This window comes from Streptomyces hawaiiensis (genome assembly GCF_004803895.1).
Classification (GTDB): Bacteria; Actinomycetota; Actinomycetes; order Streptomycetales; family Streptomycetaceae; genus Streptomyces; species Streptomyces hawaiiensis.
Map to the genome: position 1 here is coordinate 8,154,921 of NZ_CP021978.1, position 24,902 is coordinate 8,179,822.

General features: G+C 72.9%; 24 protein-coding genes, 3 pseudogenes and 1 riboswitch. Of the genes and pseudogenes, 8 read left to right on the forward strand and 19 right to left on the reverse strand.

Annotation, left to right across the window (positions count from 1 at the left end):
• Nucleotides 1-3: 3 nt before the first annotated feature.
• From CEB94_RS36985 to CEB94_RS37030, 10 genes are all read right to left on the reverse strand, one after another.
• Nucleotides 4-372: an energy-coupling factor ABC transporter substrate-binding protein gene (locus CEB94_RS36985; protein WP_175436300.1), complete on the reverse strand. Its 369-nt coding sequence runs from the start codon at nucleotides 370-372 to the stop codon at nucleotides 4-6.
• A complete protein-coding gene (locus CEB94_RS36990) occupies nucleotides 369-1,070 on the reverse strand; it encodes an energy-coupling factor ABC transporter permease (RefSeq protein WP_175436301.1) in 702 nt (233 codons plus the stop codon). Before CEB94_RS36990 ends, CEB94_RS36985 begins: the two co-directional genes overlap by 4 nt.
• 30 nt (nucleotides 1,071-1,100) lie before the next feature.
• A riboswitch (cobalamin riboswitch) is annotated at nucleotides 1,101-1,285 on the reverse strand.
• A 129-nt stretch (nucleotides 1,286-1,414) separates the two neighbouring features.
• Nucleotides 1,415-2,821 carry a serine/threonine-protein kinase gene (locus tag CEB94_RS36995; RefSeq protein WP_342790441.1) on the reverse strand — a complete coding sequence of 469 codons (1,407 nt, stop codon included), beginning with the start codon at nucleotides 2,819-2,821 and terminating at the stop codon, nucleotides 1,415-1,417.
• Between the two features lie 292 nt (nucleotides 2,822-3,113).
• Nucleotides 3,114-4,421, reverse strand: coding sequence for an MDR family MFS transporter (locus tag CEB94_RS37000; RefSeq protein ID WP_175436302.1), 1,308 nt, complete (start codon nucleotides 4,419-4,421; stop codon nucleotides 3,114-3,116).
• Complete coding sequence (locus tag CEB94_RS37005) at nucleotides 4,418-6,229, reverse strand: ABC transporter permease subunit (protein ID WP_175436303.1); 1,812 nt, start codon at nucleotides 6,227-6,229, stop codon at nucleotides 4,418-4,420. The genes CEB94_RS37000 and CEB94_RS37005 overlap by 4 nt, the downstream gene beginning before the upstream one ends.
• Nucleotides 6,230-6,318: 89 nt before the next feature.
• Nucleotides 6,319-7,818, reverse strand: a complete 1,500-nt coding sequence (locus CEB94_RS37010) for an ABC transporter substrate-binding protein (protein WP_175436304.1) — start codon at nucleotides 7,816-7,818, stop codon at nucleotides 6,319-6,321.
• A gap of 23 nt (nucleotides 7,819-7,841) precedes the next feature.
• Nucleotides 7,842-8,378: a GNAT family N-acetyltransferase gene (locus tag CEB94_RS37015; RefSeq protein ID WP_175436305.1), complete on the reverse strand. Its 537-nt coding sequence runs from the start codon at nucleotides 8,376-8,378 to the stop codon at nucleotides 7,842-7,844.
• 30 nt (nucleotides 8,379-8,408) lie between these two features.
• Complete coding sequence (locus CEB94_RS37020; protein WP_175436306.1) at nucleotides 8,409-8,801, reverse strand: nuclear transport factor 2 family protein; 393 nt, start codon at nucleotides 8,799-8,801, stop codon at nucleotides 8,409-8,411.
• Nucleotides 8,802-8,874: 73 nt separating this feature from the next.
• Nucleotides 8,875-9,672 carry a VOC family protein gene (locus CEB94_RS37025; RefSeq protein WP_175436307.1) on the reverse strand — a complete coding sequence of 266 codons (798 nt, stop codon included), beginning with the start codon at nucleotides 9,670-9,672 and terminating at the stop codon, nucleotides 8,875-8,877.
• 108 nt (nucleotides 9,673-9,780) lie between these two features.
• Nucleotides 9,781-10,623: an SDR family NAD(P)-dependent oxidoreductase gene (locus CEB94_RS37030; protein ID WP_246112036.1), complete on the reverse strand. Its 843-nt coding sequence runs from the start codon at nucleotides 10,621-10,623 to the stop codon at nucleotides 9,781-9,783.
• 76 nt (nucleotides 10,624-10,699) lie between these two features.
• On the opposite strand from CEB94_RS37030, the pseudogene CEB94_RS37035 reads away from it, so the two are divergent.
• A pseudogene (locus CEB94_RS37035) lies at nucleotides 10,700-11,175 on the forward strand (DUF4396 domain-containing protein).
• Between the two features lie 124 nt (nucleotides 11,176-11,299).
• On the opposite strand, the gene CEB94_RS37040 reads toward CEB94_RS37035, so the two are convergent.
• On the reverse strand, nucleotides 11,300-11,605 hold the full coding sequence (locus CEB94_RS37040; protein ID WP_425472520.1) for a hypothetical protein: 306 nt from the start codon (nucleotides 11,603-11,605) through the stop codon (nucleotides 11,300-11,302).
• A gap of 143 nt (nucleotides 11,606-11,748) precedes the next feature.
• Here CEB94_RS37040 and CEB94_RS37045 point away from each other — a divergent pair, with 143 nt between their 5' ends.
• Together CEB94_RS37045 and CEB94_RS37050 are read left to right on the forward strand one after the other, a co-directional pair.
• Nucleotides 11,749-12,465, forward strand: a complete 717-nt coding sequence (locus tag CEB94_RS37045) for a hypothetical protein (protein WP_175436309.1) — start codon at nucleotides 11,749-11,751, stop codon at nucleotides 12,463-12,465.
• Between the two features lie 215 nt (nucleotides 12,466-12,680).
• On the forward strand, nucleotides 12,681-13,292 hold the full coding sequence (locus CEB94_RS37050; RefSeq protein ID WP_175436310.1) for a sigma-70 family RNA polymerase sigma factor: 612 nt from the start codon (nucleotides 12,681-12,683) through the stop codon (nucleotides 13,290-13,292).
• An 82-nt stretch (nucleotides 13,293-13,374) separates the two neighbouring features.
• Here the strand turns inward: CEB94_RS37050 and CEB94_RS37055 are convergent.
• From CEB94_RS37055 to CEB94_RS37075, 5 genes and pseudogenes are all read right to left on the reverse strand, one after another.
• Nucleotides 13,375-14,385: pseudogene (locus tag CEB94_RS37055) on the reverse strand (LacI family DNA-binding transcriptional regulator); the annotation flags it as partial.
• Between the two features lie 140 nt (nucleotides 14,386-14,525).
• A complete protein-coding gene (locus CEB94_RS37060) occupies nucleotides 14,526-15,335 on the reverse strand; it encodes an alpha/beta fold hydrolase (RefSeq protein WP_175436311.1) in 810 nt (269 codons plus the stop codon).
• A gap of 230 nt (nucleotides 15,336-15,565) precedes the next feature.
• Nucleotides 15,566-16,447 carry a metal ABC transporter permease gene (locus tag CEB94_RS37065; protein ID WP_175436312.1) on the reverse strand — a complete coding sequence of 294 codons (882 nt, stop codon included), beginning with the start codon at nucleotides 16,445-16,447 and terminating at the stop codon, nucleotides 15,566-15,568.
• Entirely contained in the window at nucleotides 16,444-17,292 is an 849-nt protein-coding gene (locus tag CEB94_RS37070; protein ID WP_175436313.1) for a metal ABC transporter ATP-binding protein, read from the reverse strand. Before CEB94_RS37070 ends, CEB94_RS37065 begins: the two co-directional genes overlap by 4 nt.
• Nucleotides 17,289-18,215: a metal ABC transporter solute-binding protein, Zn/Mn family gene (locus CEB94_RS37075; protein ID WP_175436314.1), complete on the reverse strand. Its 927-nt coding sequence runs from the start codon at nucleotides 18,213-18,215 to the stop codon at nucleotides 17,289-17,291. The genes CEB94_RS37070 and CEB94_RS37075 overlap by 4 nt, the downstream gene beginning before the upstream one ends.
• Nucleotides 18,216-18,400: 185 nt before the next feature.
• Between CEB94_RS37075 and CEB94_RS37080 the strand changes: the two genes are divergently transcribed.
• From CEB94_RS37080 to CEB94_RS37090, 3 genes are read left to right on the forward strand one after another with little or no spacing between them, the layout of a single operon-like run.
• Nucleotides 18,401-19,081: a helix-turn-helix transcriptional regulator gene (locus tag CEB94_RS37080; protein ID WP_175436315.1), complete on the forward strand. Its 681-nt coding sequence runs from the start codon at nucleotides 18,401-18,403 to the stop codon at nucleotides 19,079-19,081.
• Nucleotides 19,078-20,058 carry a pyridoxal-phosphate dependent enzyme gene (locus CEB94_RS37085; RefSeq protein ID WP_175436316.1) on the forward strand — a complete coding sequence of 327 codons (981 nt, stop codon included), beginning with the start codon at nucleotides 19,078-19,080 and terminating at the stop codon, nucleotides 20,056-20,058. Before CEB94_RS37080 ends, CEB94_RS37085 begins: the two co-directional genes overlap by 4 nt.
• A 60-nt stretch (nucleotides 20,059-20,118) precedes the next feature.
• The gene (locus CEB94_RS37090; protein ID WP_175436317.1) at nucleotides 20,119-20,478 is read left to right on the forward strand and encodes a cupin domain-containing protein; all 360 of its coding nucleotides are present in this window, start codon (nucleotides 20,119-20,121) and stop codon (nucleotides 20,476-20,478) included.
• A gap of 23 nt (nucleotides 20,479-20,501) precedes the next feature.
• On the opposite strand, the gene CEB94_RS37095 is transcribed toward CEB94_RS37090, so the two are convergent.
• Nucleotides 20,502-21,479 carry an NAD(P)-dependent alcohol dehydrogenase gene (locus CEB94_RS37095; RefSeq protein WP_175436318.1) on the reverse strand — a complete coding sequence of 326 codons (978 nt, stop codon included), beginning with the start codon at nucleotides 21,477-21,479 and terminating at the stop codon, nucleotides 20,502-20,504.
• Nucleotides 21,480-21,689: 210 nt separating this feature from the next.
• On the opposite strand from CEB94_RS37095, the gene CEB94_RS37100 reads away from it, so the two are divergent.
• Complete coding sequence (locus tag CEB94_RS37100; protein ID WP_175436319.1) at nucleotides 21,690-22,394, forward strand: SDR family oxidoreductase; 705 nt, start codon at nucleotides 21,690-21,692, stop codon at nucleotides 22,392-22,394.
• On the opposite strand, the gene CEB94_RS37105 is transcribed toward CEB94_RS37100, so the two are convergent.
• Both CEB94_RS37105 and CEB94_RS37110 read right to left on the reverse strand, forming a co-directional pair.
• Nucleotides 22,395-23,753 (reverse strand): vWA domain-containing protein, encoded by a 1,359-nt coding sequence (locus CEB94_RS37105; RefSeq protein ID WP_175436320.1) that lies wholly within the window; start codon nucleotides 23,751-23,753, stop codon nucleotides 22,395-22,397.
• Nucleotides 23,750-24,607, reverse strand: a complete 858-nt coding sequence (locus CEB94_RS37110; RefSeq protein ID WP_175436321.1) for an AAA family ATPase — start codon at nucleotides 24,605-24,607, stop codon at nucleotides 23,750-23,752. Before CEB94_RS37110 ends, CEB94_RS37105 begins: the two co-directional genes overlap by 4 nt.
• Nucleotides 24,608-24,696: 89 nt before the next feature.
• Here CEB94_RS37110 and CEB94_RS37115 point away from each other — a divergent pair.
• Nucleotides 24,697-24,864, forward strand: a pseudogene (locus CEB94_RS37115) (TetR/AcrR family transcriptional regulator); the annotation flags it as partial.
• Between the last annotated feature and the right edge of the window lie 38 nt (nucleotides 24,865-24,902).

The window sequence follows — 24,902 nt, forward strand, 5'->3', positions numbered from 1 at the left end:
GGCTCAGTCCTGCTCCGCGGTGGACTTCCCGGCGGCACCGGCGAGCGCGCTGCCGGCCTGCCGCTCCAGCGCCCGCTGCTCGCCCTGCCGCCGCCCCCGGCGCAGACCGAAGTAGTAGGCCAGGACTCCGGCGCCGAGGGCCGCTTGGAGGGCGAACAGCGCCGACTCGATCTCACCGGACGGCGGCTCGTACAGCGGCGAGAACCACGGCTCGTAGTCCGGCTTCAGCTCGGTGATCGCCGTCTCGGCCTCGGCGTCGGCGCCCGTGAACGGCTCCTTCTTGTGGTCGCCGAGGCCGAGCGCCAGGGGCAGCACGGCGAGCGCGGCCACGGCCAGCAGCAGCACCAGGTTGATCTTCGTGTTCCTGTTCATCGGGCCACCGTCTCGGTCTCGGTCCGTGCCCGCTTCCTGGCGAGGAGCACGCCCAGCCGGGTCAGTTCGCCCTTGCTGGACTGCACCAGCAGCCGCATCACGAGCACGGTCAGCAGGCCCTCGCTCACCGCGAGCGGAATCTGGGTGACGGCGAAGATGGACCCGAACTTGCCGAGCGCGCCCAGGAATCCGCTGCCCGGGTCGGGGAACGCGAGCGCCAGCTGCACGCTGGTGACGCAGTAGGTGGACAGGTCGGCGACGAACGCGCCGCAGAACACGGCCACCATCAGCGGCGCACCGGAGCGCCGCAGCAGTGCGTAGACGGCGTACCCGGCCCAGGGACCGACGATCGCCATCGAGAAGACGTTGGCGCCGAGCGTGGTCAGGCCGCCGTGCGCGAGCAACAGCGCCTGGAAGAGCAGGGTGATCGTGCCCAGCACCGCCATGATGGGCGGCCGGAACAGGATGGCTCCCAGGCCCGTGCCGGTGGGGTGCGAGCAACTGCCGGTGACAGACGGCAGTTTCAGGGCGGACAGGACGAAGGTGAAGGCGCCGGACGCACCGAGGAGCAGCGTGCTCTCGGGGTGCTCGCGCACTTCACGGGTGAGCGACCGGACCCCGTGGACGACGAACGGCGCCGACGCGACGCCCCAGGCGACCGCGTGCGCCGGAGGAAGGAAACCCTCGGCTATGTGCATGGCTCAGCAGACCCTCTCCAGCACCTCGTGGATGGTTGACGCGCCTTGGCCGGTCTCCTGGCTGACGGGTACCACCGCCCGGACTCCGCCTTCCCGGGTCACAAGGACCCAGTGGCCGCCCGCGAGGGCTGGAGCCGGACTTCCCGATTCACAGTGGCGAGGGCCGCACCGGCATCACACCGGATTTCCCGTTCACCAAGGCCTGGTGACAATAAGGCCGGGGTAAGGGCGGTGACAAGCCACCCAAGGGGCGCGCGAGGGGGCGCCCGCTCGCACACCGGCGCATCCCCCCACTGATCCACACGCTGCGGGCAGGGCCCCGCCGCGCGGCTTCGGAGCCCGCGTCAGTCGTCGCCTCCGTCGTCTCCACCGTCGTCGCTCTCCTGGTCTTCCCCGGCCTGGCGCGGCTTCTCCGGCTTCGGCTGCCGCGGCCCGCCGTTGCCCGCCTCCTCCGTCGGAGTCACGGCGCCGGGCGCCGGCGCGGGAGGGGTCGGGGAAGCGGCCGGCGCGGACGGAGTGACATCGGCCACGGTGCCGGTCGTCGGCGTCCCGGCTGCCCCCGGCCCGGTCGCCGGGCCGGTCGCCGGGCCGGCCGCCGGGGCGGCTTCCGGATCGGAGGAGACAGACGAGGCGGAGTCGCCCGACGGGGTGGCGGCGGGGCTGCTCGCAGTCGGGGACGCGTCGGGTTCGGTGCCCTCCGCGGTCGTGTCGGGCGAGAACCAGCGCATGCCGATGAGCATCGCGGCGAGGAAGAGCGCCGCGGCGGCGGCCGTCGCGGCCAGTCTCGTCCGGTTGCCGAGGCCGCCGCGCCCGCGGGGGCGACCCGAACGCCCCGCCTGGGCGGCCCGGGCGGCGGTGCGGTGCCCCGTGGTCGCTGGCAGCGCGTACGTGGTCGGGTGACTGGTCTCGGCGGACGCGCTCGGACCGGGCGCGGCGTGCGCCGCCGCGGACGCGGTCGTCGGCCGCAGCGGCGGTGAGGCCTCCGGCAGCGGCTCGGGCAGGCCCCGCCAGGCGCCCCCGGCGAACCACTCGGCGGCCTGCTGGGCGGTGGGCCGGTCCTCGGGCTGCTTGGCGAGCAGACCGAGGAGGTAGTTCTCGAACGCCGGCGGGAGTCCGGTGACACCGAGCTCGCGGGGCGGCACGGGGGTCGAGTCGAGATGCTGGTGGAGGAGGGCGACGGCGGTGTCGGCCTGGAACGGCGGGCGGCCGCTGAGGAGCTGGTAGAGCACGCAGCCCAGGGAGTACATGTCGGAGGCGGGCCCCGCCTGCCGGCCAAGGGCCCGCTCGGGCGCGAGGTAGAGGCCGGTGCCCACGATCTGGCCGGTGGCGGTGAGCGCGGCGCCGGGGTCGTCGAGGAACCGCGCGATACCGAAGTCGCCGATCTTCAGCGTGCCGTGGGCGTCCAGCAGCAGGTTGGCGGGTTTGACGTCCCGGTGCACGATGCCCTGCGCGTGCGCGGCGGCCAGCCCCGCAGCGGCCTGCGCGGCCAGACGGGCCACGTGCTCGGCGGGCAGCGCGCCGGAGCCGTTCAGCACCCCGGCGAGAGAGTCGCCCTCGACCAGCTCCATCACCAGATACAGCCGGTTGTCGTACTCGCCGAAGTCCAGGACACCGACCACGTTGGGGTGGTTGAGACGCCCTGCGGTCTGCGCCTCCAGACGGAACCGGGAGGCCGCCGTGGCATCGGTGTCCTGGGGAGCAGCAGCTTGAGGGCCACCGCTCTGGCGAGCGTCTCGTCGTACGCACGCCAGACCTCTCCCATTCCACCGCGCCCGATCTCAACATCCAGCCGGTAGCGGCCCGCTAGCAGCACTCGTCCTCGTCTCCTGCGTGGGAAGGTCGTCGCCGCAGGCCGAACTCCCCGCTTCTGCACGGGGATTGGTGGGGGGTGCCGCAGCCGACCCAGGATACTGGCGCGACGTGACCACCGGTCTCCGCAGCGGTGTCCTCAGAGGGTGCGGACTCGGAAATCCCGGAGCGAAGGAGTCGCCCGCCGGAGTGAAGGTCCCGCGCGCCCGGTTGCCGCAGGGCGCCGGCGCCGTTTCAGGCCGCCGCACCCGCCCCCTTCTCACGGCGCGGCACCACAGCAACCGCCAGAGCCGGTACGGCCGCGAGGACCAGCCACGGTACGGCCGCCGGCAGGCCCAGGTCGAGCAGGAAGCCGGTGGCGGCGCTGCCGGCCAGGACGATCAGCCCGGAGACGGACGACAGCGCACCCATGTAGAGCCCGAGCCGGCCCTCCTCGGCAAGGTCGGGCACCCAGGCGCGGGCGGCGGGCACGACCAGCATCTGCCCCACGGTGAGCAAGATCACGAAGCCGGCGGCCGGCAGCAGCCCGGCGGTGCCCGTCCAGCCGGCCGGGCGGGCCGCGGCCACCACCGCGAAACCGGACGCGATCAGCAGCAACCCCGCGGTCATGGAGCGGCGCAGGTCGAGCCGGTCGCCCGCCCAGCGGGTCACCGGCAGCTGGGCGAACACCACCAGCACCGAGGACAGCGCGAAGAGCCAGGACAACGGCGCCTGGGAGCCCGCCGCGCGCTGCACCTCGTCCGGCAGGGCCAGATACAGCTGGTTGTAGGCGAGCAGATAGGTGCCGTAGGCACAGCACAGGGCGAGGAAGCGGCGGTCGCGCAGCAGGACGCGGGCCCCGCCCCGCTTCCGGACGCGGATCCGGCCGGGGATGTGCTGCGGCATCAGCCACAGGTGCCCGGCGAGGACGAGCACGAAGACCGCGGCACCGGCGAGGCACGCGGTGCGGAAGTCGACGGCGAGCAGCAGCGCGCCGAGCAGCGGCCCGACGAACGCCCCGGCCTGGCCCGCCACGCTGAACAGCGCGAGGACACGGGTGCGCGGGCCTCGCCCGTCCTCCTCCCAGACCACCGACTGGCGGGCCACCTCGGACTCCACGGCGGGGGAGAACAGCGCGGCGGCGAATCCGATCACCAGCACCGCCCCGATGACGGTCCAGCTCGCCTCCGCGTACCCGAGCCACACGAACCCGGCGATCCGCAGCACGCAGCCGGCCAGCACGACCGGCCGCACCCCGAACCGGTCGACGAGCCAGCCGCCGACGACGAACAGCCCCTGCTGGCTGAAGGTGCGCAGCCCCAGCACGAAGCCGACCAGCCAGCCCGCCATGCCGATCGCCGTGCCGAGATGCTCGGCGAGGAACGGCAGGACGGCGTAGAAGCCGATGTTGAAGGCGAGCTGGGTGAGGATCAGCAGCCGCAGCAGCGGCGACAGGTCCTTGCAGAGGCGCCAGGTGCTCTCGCGCGGGGACTTGGGTGGTGTTCCTGCGTCGGAGGTCCGGGTGGCCTTGCGGGCCAGCACCCGGGAGAGGAGGTCGGTCATCGTTCTTCCGTCTGTGAGGCGGGCACGGGAGTCAGGAGGGGCGCGCGGGGGCGGTCCCGTTGCCGCCGCGGGGCCGGTATGAGCCGATCCACGGGTGGTTCGGCCGGGCCGGCGGGCCGTTTGCGCCGCCGGGGCAGCCGTACGCCGCCCGCGGCCGTCACCGCGAGCGCCCCGAGCAGGGCGAGCACGGCGGCGGGGAAGAGGACGGCCCACGGGGCACGCTCGGCGTACGGCTGGTTCTCGGCGAGCAGCAGGCCCCACTCGGGGGACGGCGGTTGGGCGCCCAGGCCGAGGAAGCCGAGCGCGGCGAGGCTCAGCGCGACCCCTGGGAGCCGGAGCAGGGCGTGCCGGGCGACCGGGGGCAGGACGGCCGGCAGCAGTTCGTGCCGGAGCAGGTACCAGGGGCCGGCGCCCAGCGCCCGGGTGGCCGTCAGATGGGTGGTCGCGCGCTCCTGCCGCAGCAGGGAGGAGGTGTGCGCGGCCAGCGGGGACCAGGCCACGACGGCCACGGCGAGCGCGGGTGTCCAGGGGCCGCCGCCGATGACGCCGGTGACGAGGAGGCCGGCCAGCACGGGCGGTACGGCACTGAGGGTGTCGGTCAGCGGCCCGGACAGCCTCGGCAGCAGTCCCAGCAGCAGCCCGGTGACGAGGGCGGCGGCGCTCACCGCGAGGGCGGTGCCGAGGGTGGTCAGCGCGCCGTGGGAGATCCGGGCGAGGATGTCGCGGCCGAGCGCGTCCGTGCCGAAGGGGTGCTCCGCGGAAGGGGCTTGCAGCCGGGCGAGCGTGTGCAGGACGAGCGGGTCGCGGGGCAGCCCGAACCCGATGACGGCGGCCAGCAGTCCCCCGTAGAGCAGCGGGAGTGCGCGGGGCGCGGGCGGCCGGGGCCGGTGCAGCGACTGCAGGGCGCCGTCGCGCAGCGCCGGACCGATCAGCAGCCGGGCGGCGAGCCGGGCGAGAACGCCGGCGGTGGCCGCGAGCAGGACGAGGGCGAGCGTGCCGGTCTGCAGGGCGGGCAGGTCCTGGGCGAGTGCGGCGTTCAGGGTGAGCCGGCCGACGCCCGGGATGTCGAAGATCTGCTCGACGGCGACCGATCCGCCGGTCAGTCCGACCACGAACAGCGCCAGGTTCGGCAGCAGTCCCGGCACGCAGCGGCGCACCGCCTGCCGGGCCACGGACTTCTGCGGGACACCGCGTGCCGCTGCCGCCATGGCCCAGGGCTCCGCGAACGCGCCGGGCAGCAGGTCGTCGAGCATCCGCCCCAGGACCGCCCCGGCGGGCAGGCCGAGGGCGAGCGAGGGCAGCACCATCCACTGCGGCCCGTACCAGCCCAGGGCGGGCAGCCATCCCAGCTGCACACCGATCACCGAGGCCAGCACCGAGGCGACGAGGAACTCGGGCAGCGCGGCCAGCACGGCCGTCGCCGTCCCGCCGGGGCGACGGTCGGCGAGCCGGCCCCGCGCGCCCAGCCGGAGCGTACGGGCGCAGACGGCGGCCGCCGTGCCCGCGGCGACCACCAGGGCCCCGGCCATCAGCAGCAGCGACACGCCGAGCGCCTGTACGACGCCCGGCAGCACCTGGGTGCCGGACACCCAGGACGTGCCCGCGTCCCCGTGCGACAGCCCGCCCAGCCAGCGGCCGAGCAGCGGCAGCGGGCCGTCGTCGAGGCCCAGCTGGTCCCGGATGGCGCGCAGGGTCTCCGCAGTGGGGTCGCGGTCCGCCGACCGCGCCCGGAGCACGGTCAGCGCGGGGTCGGTGCGCGAGAGCCACGGCAGCAGGCCGATCCCGCAGACCAGACAGGCCACGAGCACCGTCCGCCACAGCAGCGTCGGGGCGCTGCTGCGCGCGAGTGCGCGCAGAGCGGCGGCGGCACCTTTCGTCGAGGACGTGTGCGAGCTGTTCAGCGCCGGGTCCCCGTACCTATGAGGGTGCGCTCGTAGGGATCGGGCAGCGCGCCCCGCACGGACGTCGCGATGCCCGCGACGAGCTTCAGATGCACCAGCGGGATCACCGAGTCGGTGCCGAGGACGGCCGCCTCCGCCCGCATGGCGGCGTTCTGCCGCCCGGCGGTGTCGGGCTCGGCCCGGGCGGCGGCGACCAGCCTGTCCACGTTCTCGTCGCACAGGAACGACAAGTTGTTGGAGCCGTCGCAGGTGTAGTCGCTCGCGAGGACGGTGACCGGGTCGCCGGTGTCCAGCATCATGTTGCGGGAGAAGACCGCGGCGTCGAACTTGCCGCCCAGCAGGTCGCCTTCGAGACGCGTGTACGTGCGCACCTCCAGCTTCACCTCGAACCCCGCCTTCCGCAGCTGCTGCTGGAGTACCTGGGCGGCCTCCGGCAGCTCGGGCCGGTCGCTGTAGGTGGCGAGGGTGATGCTCGTGCCGTCGGGATCGGCGGCCCGGGCCCGCCCGGCGGGTTCGACGCGCTTGCCGGCCGCCCAGGTCAGGGCCGGACCGAACAGGCCCTGTGCGGGCACGGCGTATCCCTCGTAGGCGCCCTTGGCGATGACCGAGGTGTCGATCGCCTCGCGTGCGGCTGCCCGTAGCCCCGCGTCGGTGAAGGCGCCGGACTTGGTGTTGAGGTAAAGGCTGGTGTTGCGGGCGGTGTTGACCTCGTGGACGGTGTCCTTGTCGAGGGACGACACCTGGGCGACGGGAAGGGACTCGGCGATGTCGACGTCGCCGGTGCGCAGGGCGTTGGCGCGGGCGGTGCCGTCGGAGACGAACCGGGCGGTGATGCCGGACGCCTGGGCCCGGCCGCCCCAGTAGTCGTCGAAACGGTCGAGTGTGGCCGCCGTGTCACCGTCGACCGCGGTGAGGGCGAAGGGACCGGTGGCGGTGCCGACGACGTCCACCTTGCCCTTCGCGGCGTACGCCTTCGGCGCGAACACCGCGAGGGAGGGGTTCGAAAGCCGCAGCGGCAGTACGGGGTCGGCCTCTTCGGTGCCGACCCGGACCCGCTTGTCGTCCTCGGCCGTGGCGGTCAGCTGCACACCGGAGATCGCGGAGGGCGCCGGGTCGGCCTTCCCGGCCGCGGTGAGGGCGGCGGCGACGGCCTTGGCGGTGACGGCCTCGCCGTCCTGGAACCTCGCGTCCCGCAGGGTGAACACCCAGCTCTTGCCGCCGCTCTCACTGCTCCACGACTCGGCCAGCGCGGGTACCGCCGTGCCGTTGGCGTCCAGCTTGGTCAGCCCCTCGCTGACACCGAGCCGGGACAGGAGCATCGCGTCCTGGCCGTACGGCGAGTAGTTCTCGGTCGGGGCGAAGGGGAGGGCGACACGCAGGCGTGCGCCTTCGGCGGCGCCGGAGGAGGCCGCTGCGTCGTCACCGGAGGACGCGAAGCAACCGGAGAGCAAGGGCAGCACGAACAGCCCGGCTGTGAGCCGGCGGGAGGTTCTCATGGTGTATATGAATATCATTTTCATTAAGGGTACGGTATCTCGAAGTGCACCGCCCCGCTGCCACCGCCGGGCACCTCCTCCCGCTCGTCGCACACCACCTTGCCCAGTGCCTGCCACAGGCTCATCGCGCCGGGGGAGTGCGGGTACGTGTGCAGATACACGGACCGGTATCCGCCGTCGGCCCGGGCGAACTCCAGCAGGCCCTCCACCAGGTGCCGGGCCAGTCCGCGCCGCCGGTGTGCGGGGCGCACGTACACCCGCCGGAGCTGTGCCGTCTCGCCCGAGGGGAACCGCTCGGCCAGCCAACTGGGGTTCGGCGGGTGCGCGGGGCCGCGCGCGTCCAGTGCCGCCGTGGCCGCCACCGTCCCGTCCTGCTCGTCCACGGCGACCAGGAGTGTGTGCCGGGGTGGTGTGACGTAGAACGACACCGGATCGATGATGTCGGCGTGCCAGTGCGGCACGTAACCCGTGCCGAAGTCGCGGTACACGGCGTCGAGCATCACCGCCCTGGCCCCTTCGATGTCGGCCGCCGCGGCTTGCCTGATGCTGTACTCACGCATTTGCACATCATATGCAATAGGTGTTCGGGCTCAGTCGGGGGCCACCGGTGTGATGTGGCTCAGCACGCACAGCCAGCGGCCCTGCCGCCGTACGAACACGTCCGTCGTCCACTCGTCGGCGTCGTGGCGTTCGCCCTGGTAGTGGGCCGTGTTCGTCACCCGGGCGGTCACCACGGCGGTGTCGCCGTAGACGCGGACCCTGGGCTCGGTCCTGAGACCCATCGCCGAGTGGGTGAGCGTGCCGGACTCCACGAGGGAGAGGAACCTCGCCTTCGGGTCGATCCCCGAAGCGGAGACGATGACCCACTCCTCCGCCATGAAGCTCGCGATCCGCGCCGGGTCGTCGGAGACGATCGCCTCGGCCCAGCCCTTCGCCAGGCGGACGAGCTGATGGACGTCGGTGGGATCGGGCTCTTCGCTCATGTCGCGGCCGTCGTCGTGTCCAGGCGGTGATGCGGGATGTTCAGCGGTCCGAGGTGACCTGTCGCGGCCCGGTTCAGGTCTCGGACGGGGTGAGCAGCACGAAGTCCGCGTTCGCCGGGTCGAGGCAGACGGCGAGCCGGCCGACGCCCTCCATGTCCTCGGGGCCCATCCGCACGCTGCCGCCGCTCTCGACGACCTCGGCCACCGCCGCGTCGCAGTCCCCGACGGCGAAGACCGGGTGCCAGTACGGCCGCCCGCCCGTCAGGGCCAGGTCCTCCTTGCGGAGTTGCATGAGCCCGCCGTGCATCCGGTCCTCGGAGAGCCCCGAGGGGGTGATCAGGGTGTACGCGCCCGCGTCGCCCGGCAGTGGCATGTCGCTGAACTGCCAGTCGAAGAGGGCGCCGTAGAACTCCCGCGCCCCCGCGGCGTCGGTCGTGAGCAGCTCCGTCCACGACAGCGAGCCCGGCTGGTCCACCAGCTCCAGGCCCTTGTTCGTCCCCGGCTGCCAGACGGCGAACTGACCGCCCAGCGGGTCGCTGTACTGCGCCATCCGGCCCCAGTCGTCGAGGTCCATCGGCGCGACCCGCACGGCGCCGCCCGCCTGCTGCACGGCCTGTGTCGTGGCGTCCGCGTCGACGACGCTGTAGTAGAGCATCCAGGCCGGGCGCGCCCCCTCCTCGGTGAGCTTGCCGAGCCCGGCGACGATCTTGCCGTCCTTCTTGAACAACCCGCCCTCGAAGTCCTCGCTCTCGCCCATGGGCTCGTAGTCCCACCCGAGGACGGCACCGTAGAAGGCGGCGGCGGCCCGGACGTCCCGAGCGCCCAGGTCGAGCCAGCAGGGGGAGCCGGGGACGTACTCCGTCGTGATCATGCGATGTTTCCCTTCCGCGGGGCCTGTGTGCCCAGCGTGACACCGCGCACCGACCACCGCCCGTCGGCAGCTCCCCGTATGGGGGACGCCCGGCGGATGCCGGGGGTGTCAGTGGACGGACAGGCCGCCGTCGACGAACACCGACTGCCCGGTGACGTAGGCGGACGCCGCGCTCGCCAGGAAGACCGCCACGCCCGCGAAGTCCTCGGCGAGGCCGTTCCGCCCGATCATCGTGCGGGCGGCGAGGGCGGCCACCTTCTCCGGGTCCGTCGACAGCCGTGCGTTGAGGGGTGTCATGACGACGCCCGGCACCAGGAGGTTGCAGGTGACGCCGCGCGGCGACCACGCCTCGGCCTGGGAGCGCGCCAGCGCTTCCAGCCCGCCCTTGGAGGCGCCGTAGGCACCGCTCTGGACGAACGCGCGATGCGCCTGCTGCGAACTGATGTGGATGATGCGCCCGTACCCGCGCTCCGCCATGCCGGGGCCGAAGCGCTGCCCCAGCAGGAACGGCGCCTCCAGGTTGACGGCCATCGTGGCGTCCCAGACGTCCTCGCCGAGCTCGTCCATCGGCGGACGCAGGTTGATCCCGGCGCTGTTGACGAGGATGTCGGGCTCCCCGAACACCCCGGCCGCCCGCTCGGCGGCCGTCCGCACCCCCTCGCGGGTGCTCAGATCCGCGCCGACCCACGCGGCGCGGCAGCCCCGGGCCGTCAGCTCCTTCACCGTCGCGGCCAGCCCGGCCTCGCCGCGGGCCACGATCACCACGCTCGCCCCGGCGCCCGCGAGTGCGCCGCTGATGGCGCGCCCGATACCGGAACTGCCGCCGGTGACCACCGCGACCCGGCCCTCCAGGGAGAACAGCTCGGAGAGGTAGGCCTGTGCCGCGTGGGGCGGCGCAGGCGCCCCGGCCGGCCGAGTCGGATCCGTCGGTGGAGTCGGCTGTGTCGTCATGGCGACCCACTCTAGGTCGGCGAGACCCCCGGCCAACCTCTCGCCCCCATACCCCTAGGGGGTATAAAGTGAGGTCATGGACCACACCGCTCACGAACCTGGGAAGCATCCGCACGGGGCCGCGTCCTGGGGACCGCCGTGAAGGCGACGCTGCACTGTCTGACCGGATGTGCGATCGGCGAGATCCTCGGCATGGTGATCGGCACGGCGCTGGGGTGGGGCAACGTGCCCACCATGGTTCTGGCGATCGGGCTCGCGTTCCTCTTCGGCTACTCGTTCACCCTGTTCGCGGTCCTGCGGTCCGGTCTCGGCCTCAAGGCCGCGATCCGGATCGCCCTCGCCGCGGACACGGTCTCCATCGCCGTGATGGAACTCGTGGACAACGCGATCATCGCGCTCACCCCGGGCGCGATGGACGCCCATCTGTCGGACGGCCTCTTCTGGTCCGCGCTCCTGGGCGGCTTCGCGGTCGCCTTCCTGGTCACGACCCCGCTCAACAAATGGCTGATCGGCCGCGGCAGGGGCCACGCCGTGGTCCACGCCCACCACTGACGCGATGTCATCCCTGCGCGGCGCCTGGCGCGCGTCCGTGAGAGTCACTCGCGGTCGGTGCCATGGCGGGAACGCGCCCTGCCTCTCGCCGGACACCCCGACTCCGTTGCCGTGCCGCACGGGTTCAGCCCTTGAGCAGGAGCACCCGACCGTCGGGCTCCGGCCAGTCCTGCACCTCGGCGGCCGTCCGAGGCCGGTCCGCGAAGTCGAGCAACTCGGGGACGAGCGCCTCGCCGTCGGCCGGCGTGAGCCCCGCCGCGGCGAAGCGGTACGCGAGCCGTGAGGCGTACAGCGTCTGCTGCATCGCGGCATGCTGCGCCTGCAGTGCCACCACACGCCGCACCGCTTCCCCCGCTTCCATCACCTCCCGCCCCAGCACCAACTGGCGCCCGAGGGTGGCCCGATTGAGCTCCTGCGCGGTGATGTCCACGCCGGGGATTCTGCCGTGGCCCCACCGGAGCCACCGACTCCACGACAGTGGCCCGGATCACATGGCTTGGATTGAGTGTCCGGCGGGGCAGGTGTCCGTACTCCTGGGGGCGGGGCGGGGGCCGGATGCGAGGATGAGGCGCCATGACAGTCGGGTGGTGTGCTCGCGCGATACGGGCCGCGGTGTTCGCGGCCGTCTGTGTCGTGCTCGCCGCCCTGGGGCACGTCATGATGTCCGGCGACCACGTGCCCGTGCCGACGCTGCTGGCCGGCTGGGCCGTGACGGGTGTGGCGGGCTGGTGCCTGGCGGACCGCGAGCGCGGACCGGGCCTGGTCGTCGCCGTGGCCGTGGCCGTCCAGACCGCTCTGCACTCGGCGTTCTCGCTCGGGCCGCCCACACCTTCCGCGCCCGGAGCGCACTCCATGGACATGCCGTCCATGAGCCATGACACGGGCTCCATGAGCCATGACACGGGCTCCATGAGCCATGACACGGGCTCCATGAGCCACGGCATGGGCTCGATGAGCCACGGCATGGGCTCGGGCGCCATGGACTCCATGTCCCCGCACATGGCGCACGTCCCCGGCGGTGACTCGTCCCTCGGCATGCTCGCCGCCCACCTCCTGGCCGCGCTGCTGTGCGGCCTGTGGCTGGGCCACGGAGAGCGGGCCGCCTTCCGGCTGCTGCACGCCGTGGGCAGCCGGCTCGCCACACCACTGCGGCTCCTGTCCGCCCTGCCCGCACCGCCGCCCCCGCCCGTGCGCCACCGGCGGCGGTCGCCGAACCGCACGCCGCGCCGTCTCCTTCTCGTCCACGCGATCACCACCCGGGGACCACCGGCGGGGGCCGCTGCCGCCTGACGGCAGCCAGTGGTGACCGGGGCAGCCCCTGCGCGCCCCGGTAGCGGTCGTACACCCGTGCTCGCGCCCACCCGCGGGAGGCCGCGCCTCCTGACGCGCGGTACGGGTACGCCCGCGCCCCCGCTCACCGGACCGCGCACCCACGCGCGCACGTCCGACCTCACGGCCGGTCTGCTCGCGTCCTCGCGGTCCCGGAATCCCGAGAAGGACATCAGGTGACCACTCCTGCCCTGCCCCTCCCGCACGAGAGGTCGGCGTCGGCCGACGAGTCGATAACCGCCTGGGCGCTGGCCGCCCGCGGCGGCGACCCCGCGGCCGTCGACCGCTTCGTGCGCGCCCTGCACCGTGACGTCATCCGGTACGTCGCCCATCTGTGCGCCGACCCGCAGGCGGTGGACGATCTGGCGCAGGACACGTTCCTGCGGGCGCTCGGCAGCCTGCACCGGTTCGAGGGCCGTTCCTCGGCGCGGACCTGGCTGCTGGCGATCGCCCGGCGCGCGGTGGCCGACAGCATCCGGTACACCGCCGTACGCCCCCGCCCGGCCGACCTGCCGGACTGGGAGCCGGCGGCCGAACTCGCCCAGCCGCGTGGCCTGCCCGGTTTCGACGACGGCGTGGCGCTGCTGGAGCTGGTGGCCGGGTTGCCGGCCGAACGCCGCGAGGCGTTCGTCCTCACGCAGCTGCTCGGACTGCGCTACGCGGAGGCCGCCGCGCTGAGCAACTGCCCGGTCGGCACGGTCCGTTCCCGGGTGGCCCGTGCCCGCGCGACGCTCCTCGCCCTGCTCGCGGCGGCGGAGGAACCGGACCCCGCTCTCGCCGCGGCCTGACCCGTCCGGGCCGGCGGTGCCCACCGGCTCTGCCCGGCGGGCACCGCCGGTGACGGTCGCGCGCGTCGCCCCCTCGCTTCACGCGCCGCACCGACTGCCGGATCACCAACTGGGTGCTCAGCACCACGTGGTCGTCGACCGCGACCCGCTCCTGGCGTTCGAGCGCCAGCCGCACGGCGGAGCGGCCCAGTTCCTCGTACGGCACCCGGACCGTGGTGAGCGGCGGCGTCAGGTCGGCGGCGAACGGCACGTCGTCGAAGCCGACCAGCGACACGTCACGCGGCACCCGCAGCCCGGCCTCCCGCAGGGCGGCCAGGGCGCCCACGGCCACCGCGTCCGACCCGCCGAGGACCGCCGTGAAGTCCAGGCCGGACCGCAGCGCCTCACCGGCGCGCAGATAGCCCGAGGTGCGGGTGTAGGGACCCGGGATCTCCAGTTCCTCGGTCCGCGGGACGCCGTGGGCCCGCAGGGCGTCGAGGTAGCCGGCCCGGCGCTGTTCGGCGCTGCTGAGCCCGGGTTCGCCGCCGAGGAACAGGATGCGCCGGTGGCCCGCGGTGAGCAGGTGGGTGACCGCCTGGAACGCACCGCCCCGGTCGTCGTACTCCACGACCGTCACGGGCACCCCCGGCGGCAGCGGCGGCCGGCCCACCAGCACCAGACGGGACCCGGCGGCGTCCAGGGCCCGGGCGTAGCCGGTCATCCGCCGGTGGTACGCGTCGTCCGGCACCGCCCCGCCCACCAGGACGACCGCCGCGGCGTGCTGCTCCCTCATCAGCTGCACGAGGTCGTCCTCCCGGCCCGTGTCGCCCTGCGTGGAGCACACCAGGCTGAGCCGCCCCCTGCTTCCGGCCTCCTGCTCCACCCCGGCGGCGACATGCGCCAGCGACGGGCCGGTGATGTCCCTGATGACCAGCGCGATCGGCCCCGGGACCCGCCCGGACAGCGCCTTGGCGTGCACGTTCACCACGTAGTGCAGCGAGTCGACGGCGGCCGTGATGCGTGCTCGGGTCTCCTCCGACACGGGGTAGTTCCCCGCCAGCGCGCGGGAAACGGTTGCTACGGAGACGCCGGCCTTCGCGGCGACATCGCGGATGGTGGCGGGCCGGTCCTTCTCCGAGCTCTTCCGCCTCGCCCGGGCACCGCCCGAACGCTTCCGCCTGGTCTACGCCTCGTCCGTCACGTTTCGACGTTACTGCATGCCAGGTGGCGTTTTCCGGGCCGTTCGGTCACTCGTCACTCGCGCGCCTCCACCTCCCTCCAGAAAGCGGTGACCCGGGTGTTGAACACCTCCGGTACCTCCTGGAACGGCTGATGAGCCTCTCCGGGCAGCACCTCGAACACCGCGCCGGGGATCCCCTCCGCGACCTCACGGCCGAGGCGCGGTGGTGTGGCGAGGTCGAGTTCGCCGGCGAGCACGAGGGCCGGGGCGGTGATGTCGCCCAGGCGGTCGAGGGTGTCATGGCCGGCGAAGGCCACGAGCTGGCGCTGGAAGGCCTCGACGGACTGCGGGTGTTCGAAGGCCAGGGCCTCGTCGATGAGGCGGTCGACCATGCCGTCGGCGTGGGCGCGGGGGGTGTAGATCCACAGGAAGAACGCCTCGAGCATGGCCCGTTCGTCCGGGGCGCGTTCGACCATCCAGTGCCAAAAGCGCGTCATGGCGCGGAAGTAGGCTTCAGGGCGGGCCATCGTGCTCATGAGGACGAGGCTGCGGACAGGGCCGGGGTGGCGCAGGGCCAGTTCCTGGGCGATGAAACTGCCTCCCGAGAAGCCCGCGACGTGAGCGGCCGGGATCTGGAGTGTGCGCAGCAGCGCCGCGGCGTCGTCGGCCATCCGCGGCACGGAGAGCGGGCCTTCGGGCAGGGGGGTGCGGCCGGCCCCGCGGTTGTCGAACGCGGTGATCCGGTAGCGGTCCGCGAGCCCGTCGAGCTGCGGCTGCCATGCCTCGGCCGGGTCCCCGAGCCCCGCGAGGAGCAGGACGTCGGGTCCCTCGCCCCGCCGCTCGACCCAGAGTTCCACGCCGTCGGCGTTGATCATCTGTCCCATGGCGATCTCCCGGGCCGCGTGACGGTGCTGACATCACCAGCCTCCCGCCGACCGCGGAGCGATGCATGTCCGGAGGGTCTGCTCCTGCCCGGAGTCGGCAACTCGTTAGAAACCGTATTCCGCATTGTCTCCGGAGCGAAAGTTTCAACCCGACCCGCACGAGATCACTCAGGTGCGGGTGGATCTCACGGTCTTCGACGGACAGGCCGTCTTCGAACGGTGAGGCCCGCTCAGGCCGCCCGTACCGCCGTCCGCCGAGCCCCCCACCGCCGGTTCCGGTACCGGCCGGCCACGCGGCACACCGCGTAGACGGTGAACGAGATCGTGGTGACGTAGGGGCTGATGGGGACGCTGCTGCCCAGGGCGAGCAGGATGCCGCCCTCGATCGAGACCACGGCGAACAGCACGCTCAGCACGGGCAGCAGCACCGGCGACGCGGTGACGCGGGCGGCCGCCGCGGCCGGGGTGACCACCAGGGAGAGCACCAGCAGCGCGCCCACGACCTGTACCGACAGGGCGACCGCCAGCCCGAGCACCAGCATGAACGCGAAGGACAGCCCACGCACCGGCACCCCGCGGGCCTCCGCCACATCCGGATCCGTGCTGGCGAAGGCGAGCGGACGCCACATGACCGCCAGGGCCACCAGCACCAGGACGGATGTGCCGAGCAGCCACGACATCTGCGGGGTGTCCACCGCGACGATCTGCCCGGTGAGCAGACCGAACTTGTTGGCCGCCCGGCCCTTGTAGAGGGCGAGGAAGAGCACGCCGAGACCCAGACCGAACGGCATGATGATGCCGATCACCGAGTTGCGGTCCCGGGCCCGTGCCCCGAGGACGCCGATGGCGCCGGCCGCGAGCAGCGAACCGGCGATCGAGCCCGCCACGATGTTCGCGTCCAGCAGCAGTGCCGCCGACGCGCCCGCGAAGGACAGCTCGCTGATGCCGTGCACCGCGAACGGCAGGTCCCGCATCAGGACGAACACCCCGGCCAAACCGCCCACCAGGCCCAGCGCCACACCGGCGACGAGGGAGTTGCGGACCAGGGCGAGGAGTTCGCCGTAGTCGGTGAAGTCGAAGATCTGGTGCCAGATCCCACCGGCGAGTGTCATGCGCGCACTCCGTCCGTCTCGTCAAGCCGCCCGGGGTGGTGGGGCGGGGTGGCCGTCTCGTCGGGTGCTCCCGCCACCACCACCCGGCCCCCGACACGCACCACGTCGACCCGCGTGCCGTAGAGACGGGACAGCGACTCGGAGGTCAGCACCTCGTCCGGGGTGCCGACCCGGTGGCCGCCGCGGGCCAGGTACAGCACCCGGTCGACCATGCCGAGGACCGGGTTGATCTCGTGCGTCACGAACACCACCGCCGTGCCGTGGGAACGGCGCCGTGCGTCGATCAGCTCGGTGACGGCCCGCTGGTGGTTCAGGTCGAGCGACAGCAGCGGCTCGTCGCACAGCAGGAGGCGGGGGTCGGTCGCCAGGGCCTGCCCGATGCGCACGCGCTGCCGTTCGCCGCCGGAGAGCATCCCGAGCGGGACGTCGGCGTAGGCCGAGGCTCCGACCGACTCGAGGATCTCGTCCACCCGGCGGCGGATCCCGCCGGTGCGCAGCCGCGGTCCGAAGCGGTGGCCGTCGATGCCGAACCGGACGAGGTCGCGGGCGCGCAGCATGGCCTGCGCGGACAGCGCCGCCTGCTGCGGGACGTACCCGATGTGCCGGGCGGCCTGACGCGCGGGCCGGCCGAGGACCGTCAGCGTGCCCGCGGACAGCGGCTGGCGGCCCAGCAGTGCCCGGACGAAGCTGGTCTTGCCCGCGCCGTTGGGGCCCAGCACGGCCAGGAACTCCCCGGACCGTACGTCGAGTTCGAGGTCGCTCCACACCTCGCGGTCGCCGTAGGACAGGGCGGCTGCGCGCAGGGCGACGACAGGCGTGCCGTCCTGTCGGGGTATCGGGGTCACTTGGCCAGCGCGCCCGCGAGCGCGTCGACGTTGGCGGTCATCCAGCCGAGGTAGTCCTTGCCCTTCGGCAGGGTCTCCGTCACGGGCACGACGGGGATGCCGGCCGCCTTGGCCGCCGCCTCGGTCTTCTCGGTCTGCGGGCCGGAGGTCTGCTCGTTGTAGACGAGTGCCTTCACCTTCTTGCCGCTGAACAGCGCCAGGTTCTCCTGAAGGATCCGCGGCGAGACGTCGTCGCCCTCCTCGATGGCCTCGCTGAACGCCGGGGGCGTCCTGTCGACCAGGCCGCTCGCCTGGGTCATGTAGAGCGGCACGGGCTCGGTGATCGCGACGCCCTCGCCGCCGTGTTCCTTCTTGATCCGCGCCTCCTTGGCCTCCAGCGGCCCGAGCTTCGACTTGAAGGCGGCGGCGTTCTTCTGGAAGGCGGCCGCGTCGTCCGGGTCGGCCTTGGCGAGGGCGGTGGAGATCCGGTCGGCGACCTTGGCGACGGTGGGGAAGTCGTACCAGACGTGCTCGTTGAGCTCCCCGCCCTTGGGCGCGGTCCTGCCGGACACCTCGACCGAGTTGATCACCTCGGCGGAGTCGTTGTGGCCGCCCTTCAGCATGCGGTCGACGAAGTCGTCGTAGCCGCCGCCGTTCTCGACGACGACCTTCGCCTTGGACAGGGCCAGCTGGTTCTGGGGGTCGGCCTCGTAGGAGTGCGGGTCCTGGTCGGGGTCGCTGATGAGCGAGGTGACGTCGACTCTGTCGCCGCCGATGCGCTGGACGATGTCGCCGTAGACGTTCGTGGAGGCGACCACGCTCACGCGGTCCGGCGCGCTCTCGGCGTCGGCGCCGGCGGAGTCCGACGAGCTGCCGCAGCCAGCGAGCAGGGCCAGTGACGCGCTGGTCAGCAGCGCGAGGCGGCGGGACGTGGACAGGGGCATGGCTCCTCCAGGAAGGGCGCACAGGGGGTTTGCTCGGCACGCGCCACGCTAGATGGGAATGAATGTCAAGAGCGTGTTCCAGTCGAAGTCATGTGAAAACCATTGCCAATTATTGGAGATCGATTGGACTGTCTATCCAATTGCTGGACTTGTGGTCTAAAGTGGTGAAGGTGGGAGGAGGCGGGATGGACAGCGAGCTGAACACCGAGCGGGACGCGATCCTCGCCGCGCTGACGCCGGTCGTGGACGGGATCGCCGCGACATTCGGGCCCCTGTGCGACGTCGTGCTGCACGACTACCGGAACCCGGAGAAGTCGGTGGTCGCCGTCGCCGGTTCGGTGACCGGGCGGACGGTCGGCGGCGCGATGAGTGAGATCGGCATGCGCGTCCTCGCCCGCGGGGCCGCGGCGGCCGACGAACTGAACTACGTCACCCGTACCCGCGCCGGGGCGCTGGTGAAGTCTTCCACGATGGTGCTGCGGGACTCCACGGGAGCCGTCTTCGGCGCCCTCTGCGTCAATGTGGACGTCGGCGCCGTCACCCAGGTCCACGGCCTGCTCGGCGCACTCGCCGGACTCGGCGCCACCCCGGCGGAGCTGCCGACCACCACCTTCGGCAACGACATCGACTCCGTGGTCGACGCCCTCGTCGACGCCCACCAGTCGAAGCAGCGGGGTAGCTGGGCGGAGCTCGACCGCGCGGAGCGCCTGGAACTGTTCGGCGGGCTGGACACCCGTGGTGTCTTCGCCGTGCGCGGCGCCGTCGAGCAGGTCGCCGCCCGGCTCGGCATCTCCCGCGCCTCCGCCTACAACTACCTGTCCCAGGCCCGGGCGGCCCACGACACTTCCACCGGAGGATCCGCGTGACGACCACCACCCCACCGGTCACCCTCGACGACGTCCGGGACGCCGCAGCCAGGCTCAAGGGCGTCGCCCACCGCACCCCCGTGCTGCGCTCCCGCACCCTGGACGCGCTCGCGGGCGCCGAGATCCACCTCAAGTGCGAGAACTTCCAGCGCGTGGGCGCCTTCAAGTTCCGCGGCGCCTACAACGCCGCCTCCCGCCTCACCCCCGAGCAGCTGTCCCGGGGCATCGCCGCCTACTCCTCCGGCAACCACGCCCAGGCCGTCGCCCTGGCGGCCCGCGAGCTGGGCACCACCGCCGTGATCGTCATGCCGGCGGACGCCCCGCCGTCGAAGCGGGCGGCCACCGTCGGATACGGCGCCGAGATCGTCACGTACGACCGCTACACCGGCGACCGCGTCGCCATCGCCGAAGCCCTGGCCGCCGAGCGCGGTCTCGCCCTCATCCCGCCGTACGAGCACCCGCACGTCATGGCCGGACAGGGCACGGCCGCTCTCGAACTCCTCGAAGAGGTGGGGGAGCTGGGTGCCCTGCTGACGCCGGTCGGCGGCGGCGGGCTGATGGCCGGCAGTGCCACGGTCGCCAAGGGCCTGCACCCGGGCATCCGGACCATCGGCGTCGAGCCGGAGGCCGGGGACGACACCAGGCGCTCGCTGGAGGCCGGCCGGCGCATCAGCATCCCGGTCCCGCACACCATCGCCGACGGCCAGGCCCTGCACACTCCCGGAGAGCTGACCTTCTCGGTCAACCGGCGGCTCCTCGACGACGTCGTCCTGGTCACCGACGACGAGATCCGGGACGCGATGCGGTTCGCCTTCGAACGCCTGAAGATCGTCGTCGAGCCGAGCGGCGCCACCCCGCTGGCCGCCCTGCTCACCGGCCGGGCGGGCGCACTGCCGGGCCGGGTCGGCGTGATCATCTCCGGTGGAAACGTGGACGCCGGGCGCTTCGCCGAGCTCTGTGGCGGCGACGCCCCCTGATTGGCGCCGGCTGCCGGACGGACGGACGATGGAGGCAAACCCTCACCGAGGAGGAGCGTCATGCTGGAAGTGAAGACGCTCGACAAGCCTGACGAGCGGCGCGACTACCCCCGAGGCCACCTGGAAGCCGTCCACATGACGGGACTGGACTTCGCCGTGGCCACCTTCGAACCGGGCTGGCGCTGGTCCGAGTCCGTGGCCCCGATCGCCGGGACGGAGAGCTGCCGGATCCACCACAACGGCTATGTCGTCTCGGGCCGTATGCACATCCGCATGGACGACGGCGCGGAGAGCGAGGTGGGCCCCGGCGACGTGTTCGTCTGCGCGCCCGGCCACGACGCCTGGGTCGTCGGTGACGAGCAGTGCGTGGTGTACGACTTCGCGGGCAGCATGGCCAAGGACTACGCCAAGAAGGACTAGCGAGGCCCCCCGCCGATCGCGTGTCACACGGTGACGACCACCTTCGCCCGTGCGTGTTCCCCCTCCAGGTACCGGATCGCCTCGGCCGCCTCGCTGAGCGGATACGTCCGCTCGACGGCCGGGGTGATCTTCCCCGACTCGGCCAGCTTCCGCAGCGCCGTGAGATTCGCCCTGCTCTGCCGCGCCGAGACCTCCAGCAGCCGCTGGCCTCGCGCGAACGGAGCCTGCACCCGCCGCTTGAGGAACAGCCCCATCGGCCCCGCGACGCTGCCGCCCTCGTACACCCCACCACCGGACAGGACGAGCGTCCCGGTGGGGGTCAGCACGCGCCGGAAGTCACCGAGCGAGCGGTTGCCCACCAGGTCCAGCACGACGTCGTACCGTCTCCCGCCCCGGGCGAAGTCCTCCCGGGTGTAGTCGATGACCCGGTCCGCGCCCAGTGAGCGGACCAAATCCATGTTCCGTGTGCTGCACACGCCCGTCACGTCCGCGCCGCAGGCCTTGCCGAGCTGCACGGCGAACGTGCCGACCCCGCCCGACGCCCCGTTCACCAGGACCGCCTGGCCCGGCCGCACGGCGGCGACGTCGCGCAGGGCCATGAGAGCGGTGTTCCCCGCCAGCGGTACCGCGGCGGCCTGCTCGAACGTGAGGTTGGCGGGCTTCGGGCCCACCTCGCCCTCCCGTGCGCACACGTACTCCGCGAACGCGCCGTTCGCCTCCCCGTACACCTCGTCACCGGGCTCGAACCCCGTGACCCCGGGGCCCAGCGCCTCGACACGGCCCGCGAAGTCCCGGCCCCGCACCGGCACCCTGGGTCTGCGCAGCCCCATCACACCGCGGCCGAGCAGCGGGTCTCCGCGCATGAAGTGCCAGTCGTAGGCGTTGACCGAGGCCGCGTGCACCCGCACCAGCACCTCACCGGCGCCCGGCACCGGCCGGGCGACCTCCCGGAACTCCAGCGTGTCCGCCGAGCCGTACCGGTCCTGGACCACTGCTTTCATGAGACCCCCTCCGCTTGCGGCGAGCGTAGGAGATTCCCGGGGTGCGGCCATCGGGGACGGACCCTGATCTTCTCCGGAGGCCGGCGATCGATTCCCCCGACATCGGCCCTCTCCCCACCTCTGCCCTTGCCCTGGGAAACCGATCGGTTTACAGTTCCCCACGCGGGAAACTGTTCGGTTTCCCCGCTGAGGACAATGAGGGAGACCCCCATGACCGCCATCGATGGTTCCGTCGCTCTGGTCACCGGCGGCAGCCGCGGCATCGGCCGGGCGCTGGTCGCGGCCCTTCACGAGCGGGGCGCGCGGAAGGTGTACGCCACCGCCCGCGACCCGCGCACCGTCACGCACCCGGACGCCGTGCCGCTGGCCCTGGAGGTGACCGACCCCGCGTCCGTCGCCGCGGCGGCCGAGCAGGCGCAGGACGTCACCCTGCTGATCAACAACGCCGGTGCGTCGGTGAACGCGAACTTCCTCGACTCGCCCGTCGAGGACGTGCGCCGCGAGTTCGAGACGAACTTCTACGGGCCGCTCCTGGTGACCCGGGCCTTCGTCCCCGTCATCGAGCGCAACGGCGGCGGCCACATCCTCAACGTCCACTCCGTGCTGTCCTGGATCGGCCTCGCCGGCTCCTACAGCGCCTCCAAGGCCGCCTTCTGGTCGCAGACCAACTCGCTGCGCCTCGATCTGAAGCCGCGTGGGATCGACGTCACCGGCCTCCATGTCGGTTACGTCGACACGGACATGACCGTCGGAGTGGACGCCCCCAAGTCCACGGCCGGCTCCGTCGCGGCCCAGGCCCTCGACGGCATCGCGTCCGGCGCGTACGAGGTGCTGGCCGACGACATCTCGCGGCAGGTCAAGGCCGGGCTGGCGGCCGACCCGGCCGACCTCTACGCGCAGCTCACCGCCGCCTGATCACACCGGCAGCAGCCGCGCCACCAGTGCGCTCAACTGCCGGACGTCGCGGCACTCGTGCATGTCGGCCAGCTCGGCGTAGGCGGGCGCGACGGAGTCGCCCGTGCCCCAGCGGGAGCGCTGCTCGGGGTTGAGCCAGTGGACGCGGCGGGCGCGTTCGGTGATCCGCCGCAGGGCGGGCAGGTTCGGGTCGCTCCGGTTCGTGCGGGCGTCACCGAGAACGAACAGGGTCGTGCGCGAACCGACCGCGTCCGCGTAGCGCTCGGCGAACTCGCCCAGCGCCATGCCGTAGTCGCTGCTGCCGTGGAACTCCGTGACCGCCGCCTCCGCCCGGATGCGGGAGCCCAGCCCTTCCGGGTCGGCCCTGCCGTGCTCCAGCAGCCCGGTCACCTCGTCGATCCGGTTGACGAAGGCGAACACGCGCACCTTGCTGAACTGGTCGTGCAACGCCTGGACCAGCAGCATCGTGAAGTCCGAGAAGCTGGAGACCGACCCCGACACATCGCACAGCAGCACCAGTTCGGGACGGACGGGACGCCGTCTGCGCAGCACCGGCTTCATCGGCACACCGCCCGTCGACAGCGAACCGCGCAGGGTCCGCCGCAGATCGATCGAGCCCCGGGAGGCACGGCGGCGCCGGGCCGCCAACCGGGTCGCGAGCTTGCGGGCCAGCGGCTGCACCGTCCGGCGCAACTCGGCCAGCCGGTCCTTCCCGGCGAACAGGAAGTCGACCCGGTCGGCGGTCGGGGCCACCGCCCGCCGGGCGATCTCGTCCCGGCCGCGCCGCTCGGCGACCCGGCGCCGCGCCTCCGCCGCGACCATGGCCCTGAAGGTATCGACGCGCCGCCGGATCTCGTCCTCCAGCAGACGGTCCGCGAACCCCGAACTCCCGCCCTGTCCACGGACGTTGTCGCGGACCCGGGCCAGCAACGTCTGCGGCCGCAACCGTTCGAGCGTCTGGTACGACGACCAGCCGTCCGACTCCGGCGAGGAACCGTAGCCGCCGAAACCGTCGACCGCCTCGATCGCCAGCCGGCCCAGCGTCTCCTGGTCGTCGGCTGCCAGGGCGTCGGCCAGCCGGTCCCGCAGGTCCTCCCGCCCCGCCGCCCGCTGCTCCGGGCCGCCGACGCCGCGCGGGAAGTAGAGGTCGAAGACCGGGTCGAACACCTGCCGTTGCCCGGGACCGTGCAACAGCGTCGCCGCGAGCCCCTCGCGCAGCAGTTCCCGGTCCGCGAGGCCGAGTTCCTCGACCGCCCGCGCCGCGTCGACGCTCTCGCCGGTGCCGATCCGCACGCCGTGCGCGCGCAGCGCCCCGACGAAGGACGTCAGCCGCTCGGCGACACCCGCCGGCGTCGTCACAGGGCGTCCAGGTCGAGCTTGGCGGACGCCTTGAGGACGTCGTCCTGGTGCTTGAGGAGCACACCGAGCGTGGCCCGCACGACCGTCTCGTCCAGCGAGTCGGCCCCCAGCGCGAGCAGGGTGCGCGCCCAGTCGACGGTCTCGGCGACCGACGGCACCTTGCGCAGGTCCATCGCCCGCAGCGCGCCCACGACCCGGACCACCGAGTGGGCCAGGGCCTCTTCGAGGCCCGGCACCCTCAGCCGTACGATCCGGCGCTCCAGCTCCTCGTCCGGGAAGCCGATGTGCAGGAAGAGGCAGCGGCGGCGCAACGCCTCGGACAGCTCCCGGCTCGCGTTGGAGGTGAGGACCACGAAGGGGCGGCGGGTCGCGGCGATGGTGCCCACCTCGGGGACGGTCACCTGGAAGTCGCTGAGCACCTCCAGCAGCAGGCCCTCCACCTCGACGTCCGCCTTGTCGGTCTCGTCGATCAGCAGCACCTTCGGGTCGTCGCCCCGGATGGCGGTCAGCAGGGGCCGCGTGAGCAGGAACTCCTCGCTGAAGATGTCCGTACGGGCCTCGTCCCACGTCTCGTCGCGACCCGCGCTGATGCGCAGCAGCTGCTTGGCGTGGTTCCACTCGTACAGGGCGCGGGACTCGTCGACCCCCTCATAGCACTGGAGGCGCACGAGCCGGGCTCCGGCGACCTGGGCGACGGCCTTGGCGAGCTCCGTCTTGCCCACGCCGGCCGGGCCCTCCACCAGGAGCGGCTTGCCGAGGCGGCCGGCGAGGAAGACGGTCGTGGCGACGGCGGGCGAGGCGAGGTAGCCGGTCTCGGCGAGGCGTGCGGAGACGTCGTCGACGGATGTGAACAACGGGGCCTCCGGGGCGGGCGAAGGGATGGCGGGCAGGGCACTATCTAAGCGCTTGTTCACCCACGCTGTCACGGGGGTTCCGGTACGGCCGCACCCGGGCGGAGGAGGGCGGGGCGCGGGATGCGGAGCTGCTCGCCCGTCAGCTGATGCTGGTCTTCGACGGGGCCGGCGCCCGGGCCGGGGCCGGCATCGAGACGCTGGACGGCCTGACCGCGACGACCGTGACCGCGCTGCTGGACGCCTCCGGCACGCGGTGAAGGGCGACCGCCGCGGCGACCGCCCCTGCACCGGGTCC

What these genes read in the sequence shown, in the direction of transcription:
- CEB94_RS36985 (WP_175436300.1), bottom strand. Translation starts at nt 372, where the DNA reads ATGAACAGGAACACGAAGATCAACCTGGTGCTGCTGCTGGCCGTGGCC.
- CEB94_RS36990 (WP_175436301.1), bottom strand. Translation starts at nt 1,070, where the DNA reads ATGCACATAGCCGAGGGTTTCCTTCCTCCGGCGCACGCGGTCGCCTGG.
- CEB94_RS37000 (WP_175436302.1), bottom strand. Translation starts at nt 4,421, where the DNA reads ATGACCGACCTCCTCTCCCGGGTGCTGGCCCGCAAGGCCACCCGGACC.
- CEB94_RS37010 (WP_175436304.1), bottom strand. Translation starts at nt 7,818, where the DNA reads ATGAGAACCTCCCGCCGGCTCACAGCCGGGCTGTTCGTGCTGCCCTTG.
- CEB94_RS37015 (WP_175436305.1), bottom strand. Translation starts at nt 8,378, where the DNA reads ATGCGTGAGTACAGCATCAGGCAAGCCGCGGCGGCCGACATCGAAGGG.
- CEB94_RS37020 (WP_175436306.1), bottom strand. Translation starts at nt 8,801, where the DNA reads ATGAGCGAAGAGCCCGATCCCACCGACGTCCATCAGCTCGTCCGCCTG.
- CEB94_RS37025 (WP_175436307.1), bottom strand. Translation starts at nt 9,672, where the DNA reads ATGATCACGACGGAGTACGTCCCCGGCTCCCCCTGCTGGCTCGACCTG.
- CEB94_RS37030 (WP_246112036.1), bottom strand. Translation starts at nt 10,623, where the DNA reads ATGACGACACAGCCGACTCCACCGACGGATCCGACTCGGCCGGCCGGG.
- CEB94_RS37045 (WP_175436309.1), top strand. Translation starts at nt 11,749, where the DNA reads ATGACAGTCGGGTGGTGTGCTCGCGCGATACGGGCCGCGGTGTTCGCG.
- CEB94_RS37060 (WP_175436311.1), bottom strand. Translation starts at nt 15,335, where the DNA reads ATGGGACAGATGATCAACGCCGACGGCGTGGAACTCTGGGTCGAGCGG.
- CEB94_RS37065 (WP_175436312.1), bottom strand. Translation starts at nt 16,447, where the DNA reads ATGACACTCGCCGGTGGGATCTGGCACCAGATCTTCGACTTCACCGAC.
- CEB94_RS37075 (WP_175436314.1), bottom strand. Translation starts at nt 18,215, where the DNA reads ATGCCCCTGTCCACGTCCCGCCGCCTCGCGCTGCTGACCAGCGCGTCA.
- CEB94_RS37080 (WP_175436315.1), top strand. Translation starts at nt 18,401, where the DNA reads ATGGACAGCGAGCTGAACACCGAGCGGGACGCGATCCTCGCCGCGCTG.
- CEB94_RS37090 (WP_175436317.1), top strand. Translation starts at nt 20,119, where the DNA reads ATGCTGGAAGTGAAGACGCTCGACAAGCCTGACGAGCGGCGCGACTAC.
- CEB94_RS37095 (WP_175436318.1), bottom strand. Translation starts at nt 21,479, where the DNA reads ATGAAAGCAGTGGTCCAGGACCGGTACGGCTCGGCGGACACGCTGGAG.
- CEB94_RS37100 (WP_175436319.1), top strand. Translation starts at nt 21,690, where the DNA reads ATGACCGCCATCGATGGTTCCGTCGCTCTGGTCACCGGCGGCAGCCGC.